Raw genomic sequence first — 7,965 nt, 5'->3', positions numbered from 1 at the left:
CTGGCGTAACCGGAACTACTGGTGACACTGGAGCTACTGGTGTAACTGGAACTACCGGTGATACTGGCGCTACAGGAATTACTGGTGCTACCGGTGATACTGGAGTCACAGGCGCTACAGGTGTTACTGGAACTACCGGTGATACTGGAGTTACCGGAGACACTGGAATTACTGGGGCTACTGGCGTTACTGGTGACACTGGCGCTACTGGAGTTACTGGTGCTACTGGAATTACTGGAATTACTGGAACTACTGGAACTACTGGAGCTACTGGTGTAACTGGAACTACTGGCGTAACCGGTGCTACTGGTATTACTGGTGCTACCGGAGCTACTGGTGCTACTGGAGATACCGGTGCTACTGGATCTGGAAGCGCATTAGTTCCTACAATGGCAAGCACTTCATTAGCACTTTCTCTTGTTACTCCAACAACTATTCTTTCTCGACAAGTTACTACTACTGCTAGTCAAACTTTAAAATTAGATTCAATGGCAGAAATTGATATTGTCACAGCCGCAGCACTAGTAACTTATTCTTATACAATTAGATATGAGCTATTCCGTGGTGCAAGTTCTATTGCTGTAATAACAATTGATAATTCTGATAATCTTTCTCTCGCTGTTAGTAGATCGCTAACTGAGGTTCCTAACCTCACTTGGACTGATACTCCTGGAGCCGGTACGTTCACTTATACTATTGTAATTACAATTACTAGTACTAATATTTCTAGTGTTACTGCTAATACTAGAGCACTAAATATAGTTATCTTTGGATAATTAAAATTATAAATGAGGTTGTCTGTCTTTATCTAGGCAGGCAATCTTTTTTTATTAAGGTAAGGCCTGTATCAAAATATTTTTGTTGCCATATTATATAGTGTAAAACTTTAAAGAAGGTGATTATTTGATAACTATTAGTCTTTGTATGATAGTTAAAGATGAAGAAGATTCAATAGCAAACTGCTTAGAATCAGTAAAAGATATAGTTGATGAAATAATAATTGTTGATACTGGCTCCCATGATAAAACTAAAGAAATCGTTAATAACTACACCTCAAAGGTTTATGATTTTCAGTGGATTGATGATTTTTCTGCTGCGAGGAACTTTTCTTTTAGCAAAGCTACTAAAGATTATATTCTTTGGCTAGATGCTGATGATATTTTGTTACCTGAAGATGTAGAGAAATTCAAAAATTTAAAGGAAACTCTAGATCCCTCTGTTGATTCTGTAACGGCAAAATATAATATAGGTTTTGATGAATATGGAAATGTCACCTCAACTTATAGGCGTAATAGACTAGTTAAAAGAACTAATAATTTTAGATGGTTTGGCTTTGTTCATGAATACTTGGCAGTTGGTGGTAATATAATAAATAGCGAAATTGCCATAACTCATAGAAAGTTAAAGCAAACCCCAAAGCGAAATCTAGAAATCTTTAGAAGCAAATTAGAGCAAGGAATAGAATTTACCCCAAGAGATATTCTTTATTATGCTAATGAATTGTATGATCATAATATATATGATGAAGCTCTAAAATACTATAATAAGTTTTTAGATTCTAAACAAGGATGGTTCGAAGATAACATTCGGGTTTGTGAAAAGATATGTGATTATTATCAATCAATAGATAATGTCGAAGAAGGCAGAAAATATGCTTTTAGGAGCTTTGAATATGATACTCCAAGAGCTGAAGCTTGCTGTAAAATAGGTTTTTCTTTTTTACACGAAAAAAAATATAAACAAGCAGCCTTTTGGTATGAAGCGGCTACAAAGCTCGAAAAACCAAAAGATAGTTGGGGATTTTTTAATGATGCATGTTGGACATGGTTACCTCACTTACAATTATGTGTTTGCTATGACAGATTAGGAAACCATAAATTAGCATATGATCATAATGAAATTGCTACCACATTTAGACCTAACGATGAACGAATGTTATATAATAAAAAATATTTTCAAGGGTTAGGTTTTGATTAAAATAATATATAATTAATCTTTATTGTATCTTAATCATATCTAGCTCATAATTCCCCCTATTTTTTAATAAGCAGGAACTATACAAAAAATTATTACATTAGTTCCTGCTTTTTTCTTTTTAACAATGTATACAATATAATTACTCTTAAAATAATCTCTGTAACAATCATACAATGTATACCATAGAATATTATTGATTGTAAATAAATTTAATAGGAGGTTAATTTATGGACAATAGTAATCTAGTTAGTATATTAGTATTATCTTATAATAATCTACAATATATGGAAGAATGTCTAAATTCAATTTTACAACAGAGTTATCCATACATTGAAATTATTATTAGCGATGATTTTTCTAGTAATTTTCAAAAAGACGAAATAAAACAATATATACTAAATAATAAAAAAGATAACATAGTTAATTATGTAATAAATCAAAATTCATGTAATTTAGGAATAGTTAAGAATTTAAATAATGCAATTGGTTTAGCAACTGGTAATTATTTTGTTAACCTTGCTTGTGATGATGTGCTCTTTGATGGTGAGGTTATAAGTAGCATTGTGGAATTTTATTCAAAAACAAATTATTTAATAGCAGCTGGACATATAGCTCAATATGATGAACAACTAAAGCGATGCTTATTGACAACACCTACATGGCAATATATTAAATATACCTACGGTAATCCTATTGATTGTTATAAAAAGTTATGTGCTGGTAATTTCATACCTTCGCCAGGTATGTCTTACAAACGAGAACTTATAGATAGATATGGAAAGTATGATGAAGAATATAGATTAGTGGAGGATTATCCAAGATGGTTATATTTAGCAAGAAATGGATGTAGTATAGGTTATATAGATCGATTTATTGTTAAATACAGAAAAGGCGGTATATCAAGTAATAGAGATGCTAAAATTGATAAAATATTTAAAGAAGATTTAGAGCTAGTTAGAAAAAAAGAAATATTACCTTACGTAGATTCAATTAAAGATGTTATCTACAAGGAGGATTTTAATGAAGAATAATCAAATAGCTGAGAATGTACAAATAAAGGATAATGTTATTATTGGTAATAATGTAATAATAGAAGATAATTGTTTTATAGATTATGGAGTAATAATAAGAGATAACGTCCGTATAAAAAAAGGAAGTTTTATAGGGGCAAGATGTATTCTTGGAGAGTATTTAATGGATTTCTATTCTGACATGATAAATAAGGAGCATCCTTTAATTATCGGAGAAAATGCACTAATAAGGAGTGCATCAATTATTTATGGTGATACAACTATAGGAGATAATTTTCAAACTGGTCACAGAGTAACCATTAGAGAAAAATCCATGATAGGTAACAATGTTAGAATTGGAACATTATCTGATGTACAGGAAGAATGTATCATAGGGAATTATGTTAGTCTCCATAGTAACGTATTTATAGGTGAGAAAAGTGTAATAAAAAATTTTGTTTGGATTTTCCCACATGTAATATTGACTAATGATCCTACTCCACCCTCACAAATTCTAATAGGAGTTACTGTAGAAGCTTATGCAGCAGTTGCCGCTGGAAGCATAATTCTTCCTGGAGTAAATATAGGCGAAGACTCCTTAGTAGGTGCAGGAAGCATTGTGAATAAAGATGTTGAAAAAGAAACTGTAGTAGTTGGAAATCCAGCAAAGAAGATTTGTCTAACTCGAGATATAAAAAATAAACTGACTAGACAACAAATTTATCCATGGAAATATACTTTTTCTAGAGGAATGCCTTGGGATAAAATTGGTTATGAGGAATGGCTAAAAAGTGAAAATTTAAGATAGTTTATCTTTAAAATGTATTTAATACTATTCTTAAGGAGGAAATATGTATAATTGTTCATTGCTCAAATTTATAAATTTAAAAAATAAATATGGTAATTTAACACCAATTGAGGAAATGATTGATGTTCCTTTTGATATTAAACGTGTTTATTATATTTCAAAAGTACCGCAAGGACTTGCAAGAGGTTCTCATGCTCATAGAAAAATTCATCAAGTACTCATATGTATTAATGGTTCTGTAAGGATAAAAGTAAAAAATCCAAAGGAAGAGAATGACTTTATATTAGATGATGCAACAATAGGACTTTATCTTGGACCATATACATGGAGCGAGATGTATGATTTTAGTGAGAATACAGTTCTTTTAGTACTTGCGTCTGATCACTATGATGAAAGTGAATATATAAGAAATATTGACATTTATATGCAAGAAGCAAAAAATCGGTATTAATAAGATTAGTATACAATTTAATCAATTCACTGGTCTTAGTAAATGTGTTTAGAGCTTCTTGACATAGAAATGTCTAAAAAGCTTTTATTTTATCTTACTTATGTCTGAAGATTATGATATACGCTTTTTTATAATATGCATAAAGTATAATTAAATAATGTTAAAAATTCAAAATGGGAGTGATTTTATGGAATATATATGTAGAAATAAAGACTTAGTCTACTTAGGTGAAAATACTATGTTTAATCAAAAATGTATATTTGATGGAGATGGTATAGTTAAAATCGGAGACAACGTAACATTAGGTTATGAGCTATCTCCTCATTTTTATGGATTTTATATATTAATACAAGCAAGAGGTAAAAATTCAATAATTAGTATAGGTAATAATACTATATTTAGTAATGACATAACAATTATTGCTCAACGTCAGATAAAAATTGGAGAAAGATGTTTAATTGGTGATAGGCTTACTATGTATGACAATGATAGTCATGAAATTGATCCAAGTACAAGAACAAGGTCATATGGAAAAGCTGCTCCTATAAATATTGGTAATAATGTATGGATTGGTTCAGTTGTAACAATTCTTAAAGGCGTAAATATAGGTGATAATTCGGTAATAGCAGCTAATAGTGTTGTAACTAATGATGTACCAGCTAATACAATAGTTGCAGGAAATCCAGCAACTATTGTAAGAGCAATTTAGTTAGGAGATGACTTTTATGAAAATACCATTTTTGAATTTTGAACCAATGCATACTGAAATAAGAAATGAGATTTTAGATGCTTTTAAAAGAATATACGATAGTAATTGGTTTATTTTAGGGAAAAGTGTAGCAGCCTTTGAACAAGAATTTTCTAAATACTGTGGTACTGATTATTGTATAAGTTGTGGTAATGGATTAGATGCACTTTCCATTATTTTAAGAGGATATGATATTGGAGAAGGTGATGAAGTTATTGTGCCCTCTAACACTTATATTGCTACTGCATTAGCAGTTTCTTATGTTGGTGCTAGAGTTGTTTTTGTAGAGCCTGATATTAGAACATTTAATATCGATGTAAATAAAATTGAAGAGGCTATTACAGAAAAAACAAAAGCAATTATTGCTGTTCACTTATATGGTAGACCTGCTGAAACTGATAGAATAAAAGTATTATGTGAAAAATATAATTTAAAACTCATAGAAGATGCAGCCCAATCACATGGTTCTATGTATAATGGCAAAAAAACAGGAAATCTTGGTGATGCAGCTGGCTTTAGCTTTTATCCTGGAAAGAATTTAGGTGCATTAGGAGATGGTGGAGCTATCCTTACTAATGACAATGTTTTAGCACAAAAAGTACGAGCTATAAGAAACTATGGTTCAATAATTAAATATTATAATGAATATAAAGGGATCAATTCAAGACTAGATGAAATACAAGCTGAATTTTTGAGAATAAAGCTTAAGTATCTTGATAAGTGGAATAATGATAGGCAAAAAAGTGCTAAACTGTATCTTGAAGGAATTAATAACAATAAAATAGTTCTTCCATGTATAAGCTCAATTGATGAGTCTATATGGCATATATTTATAGTGAAAACAGAATATAGAGATGAGCTAAAGAATTATTTAAAAGATAACGGAATTGATACTTTAATTCATTATCCAATACCCATACATCTCCAAAAAGCATATAATGATTTAGGATATAAATCCGGGGATTTTCCAGTGGCGGAAACAATCTCAAATACTGTATTAAGTTTACCAATATGGTATGGGATGAGTAATGATGAAATTAATTATATAATAGATGTTTTAAATAAGTGGTAAAGTAAAAATGAATTATGGGTTAATAATTACTTTTACTATAATAATAGTAATCACTAAAGACCTACATCAATATAATGTAGGTCTTTTTTATATAAACATTTACTTATTCTCAAGTTTAATTATCCCTTATCTGCTTTGCTACTTCATTTGCAGCAATCATTCCACTTTGAAGAGCCCCTTGTTGACTTACATGTTTTTGTGAAATATGCTCTCCTGCGAAAAATACCTTATTCCCCATCTCTGGCTCTGTTACAGCATATGAAAAAAGTGTCTTGTCCTCTGGCTTTGATAATGTTCCTGCTGTCCATATATACTGTGCATCTGACCAAATTAATGACTTATAATCAATTAATTTATCATCTAGATAGTGTGGAGAAAGGCCATGAGCTTTTTCTATATATCTCATTACATCATCAATTTGCAATTCTGGATTTTCATTTCCCAATCTCACTGCTTCCTGACACCAACTATAACTAGCCAGTAATACACCAGCTTCTTCTGGACTTACTCCAGGTTTTAATACCCACTTGCCATATTTATTAGTTACAGGTTTTGCATGATCTGAAGGATAATACATTGAAACCAAAGGAAGATCTGTATAGGTACTGCCTCCTATTATCTTTTTTGATGCATTTCCCATTTCCCAAAATCTTTCCTTAAGATATAGATATATCTTGTGTGCTATCTCATAATTCATTTCATTGATAGCCTGCATCTTCTTAGTCGTAAAAAGAGGTCCTATTTCAATTCTCCTTAGGCTTGAAAATGGCATGGCACATATTACGTAATCGAATTCTTCAGATGCTTCTTTATTATTTCTATAATCTTTATATTTAAGTATAACTTTATCTTTTGCAGAAGAATTATATATTCCACTAACAGGGAAACCCATTTTTATTTCTATTTTTCCTAATTGTTCTTTACTAATACCTTTATAAGCATCTTCGTTTTTATCACAAAGTGCTTCATATAATGAATGAGGTAAATTAATCATACCATCAGTAATGCGATAGGTATATTCATGATCTACTGTATAATATTGCTGAAGCATTTCAGTAAGACTTAAACCAAAAAATTGCTCTTTACCTTCTAAATACCCTAACATTGATATGGCATCTTGACTAAGATCCACATTCTCATATGCATTTCTATAACTTAATTTATCTATTTCTATTATACTCTTTGAATATTCTGATTTAACTTGAATTAATTCCTTTCTTAACTCTGCTGGAAGAGAACTTAAATATTTTTCATATATCTTTTCATGGAGTTCATGCCATGCTTTCTTTCTCTCAACTTCGCTTAAATTAAACCTAGGATATATATTATTTTCCACACTTTTCCCTTTAACATCATTAATCGCCCGTTCGTCTCTAACATAAAACAGAGCATTATCGTTATTATTTACAAAAGGGCTTGTATGAAGTTTAAATAAATTTATATAATGCCAAGTAGTGTAATGAGATACTGGTATACTCATTGGTCCTAATTCACCATAATACTTTCTATTTCTATCAAAATAATAAGTGTATACCCTTCCCCCTATTCGATGGCTTGCTTCAAATAAAGTAACATTGCATCCTATTTTTCTAAGTTCAAAGGCAGCAGCTAATCCAGCCTCTCCAGCACCAATTACTGCTACTTTAATATTCTTAGCCCCTCCAGCATTACAAATATTAGTTATATCTTCAGGTGGACTCATTAAATTAATTATATTATCTAAATCATCTGATCTATTTTGCAGTTTGAGTATATATTCAAGCATCGTGCATCTTTCATACTCACCAGGATTATCTATTTGATAAGGAGAGTTTGAATTATTATAAGAATTCATAACTTTCACATCCTAATATTTTTATTACATATATAGTTATATATGTACTACATCATTTGTCTTAA

The 7,965-nt window shown here is 30.7% G+C and carries 7 protein-coding genes and 1 pseudogene; 7 read left to right on the top strand and 1 reads right to left on the bottom strand.

Translation table 11 applies throughout. The features are described from left to right. From RYM86_RS09630 to RYM86_RS09600, 7 genes and pseudogenes are all read left to right on the top strand, one after another. Positions 1–776 (top strand): annotated as a pseudogene (locus RYM86_RS09630) (collagen-like protein); the annotation flags it as partial. A 148-nt stretch (positions 777–924) separates the two neighbouring features. Further along, on the top strand, positions 925–1,977 hold the full coding sequence (locus tag RYM86_RS09625; protein ID WP_315079985.1) for a glycosyltransferase family 2 protein: 1,053 nt from the start codon (positions 925–927) through the stop codon (positions 1,975–1,977). A gap of 227 nt (positions 1,978–2,204) precedes the next feature. Beyond that, positions 2,205–3,008 (top strand): glycosyltransferase, encoded by an 804-nt coding sequence (locus RYM86_RS09620; RefSeq protein WP_315079984.1) that lies wholly within the window; start codon positions 2,205–2,207, stop codon positions 3,006–3,008. Next, positions 2,998–3,795, top strand: coding sequence for a DapH/DapD/GlmU-related protein (locus tag RYM86_RS09615; protein WP_315079982.1), 798 nt, complete (start codon positions 2,998–3,000; stop codon positions 3,793–3,795). The genes RYM86_RS09620 and RYM86_RS09615 overlap by 11 nt, the downstream gene beginning before the upstream one ends. Before the next feature lie 43 nt (positions 3,796–3,838). Continuing rightward, positions 3,839–4,246 carry an FdtA/QdtA family cupin domain-containing protein gene (locus RYM86_RS09610; RefSeq protein WP_315079981.1) on the top strand — a complete coding sequence of 136 codons (408 nt, stop codon included), beginning with the start codon at positions 3,839–3,841 and terminating at the stop codon, positions 4,244–4,246. 187 nt (positions 4,247–4,433) lie between these two features. Next, entirely contained in the window at positions 4,434–4,955 is a 522-nt protein-coding gene (locus RYM86_RS09605; RefSeq protein WP_315079978.1) for a DapH/DapD/GlmU-related protein, read from the top strand. Between the two features lie 16 nt (positions 4,956–4,971). Continuing rightward, a complete protein-coding gene (locus RYM86_RS09600; RefSeq protein ID WP_315079976.1) occupies positions 4,972–6,066 on the top strand; it encodes a DegT/DnrJ/EryC1/StrS family aminotransferase in 1,095 nt (364 codons plus the stop codon). Between the two features lie 115 nt (positions 6,067–6,181). Here RYM86_RS09600 and RYM86_RS09595 read toward each other — a convergent pair whose 3' ends face one another. After that, positions 6,182–7,900, bottom strand: a complete 1,719-nt coding sequence (locus tag RYM86_RS09595) for an NAD(P)/FAD-dependent oxidoreductase (RefSeq protein ID WP_315079974.1) — start codon at positions 7,898–7,900, stop codon at positions 6,182–6,184. Between the last annotated feature and the right edge of the window lie 65 nt (positions 7,901–7,965).

This window comes from uncultured Clostridium sp. (genome assembly GCF_963527835.1).
In the GTDB taxonomy this organism is placed as follows: Bacteria; Bacillota; Clostridia; order Clostridiales; family Clostridiaceae; genus Clostridium.
The sequence above is the reverse complement of the archived record's forward strand: the minus strand, read 5'-3'. Positions and strand labels throughout refer to the sequence as shown.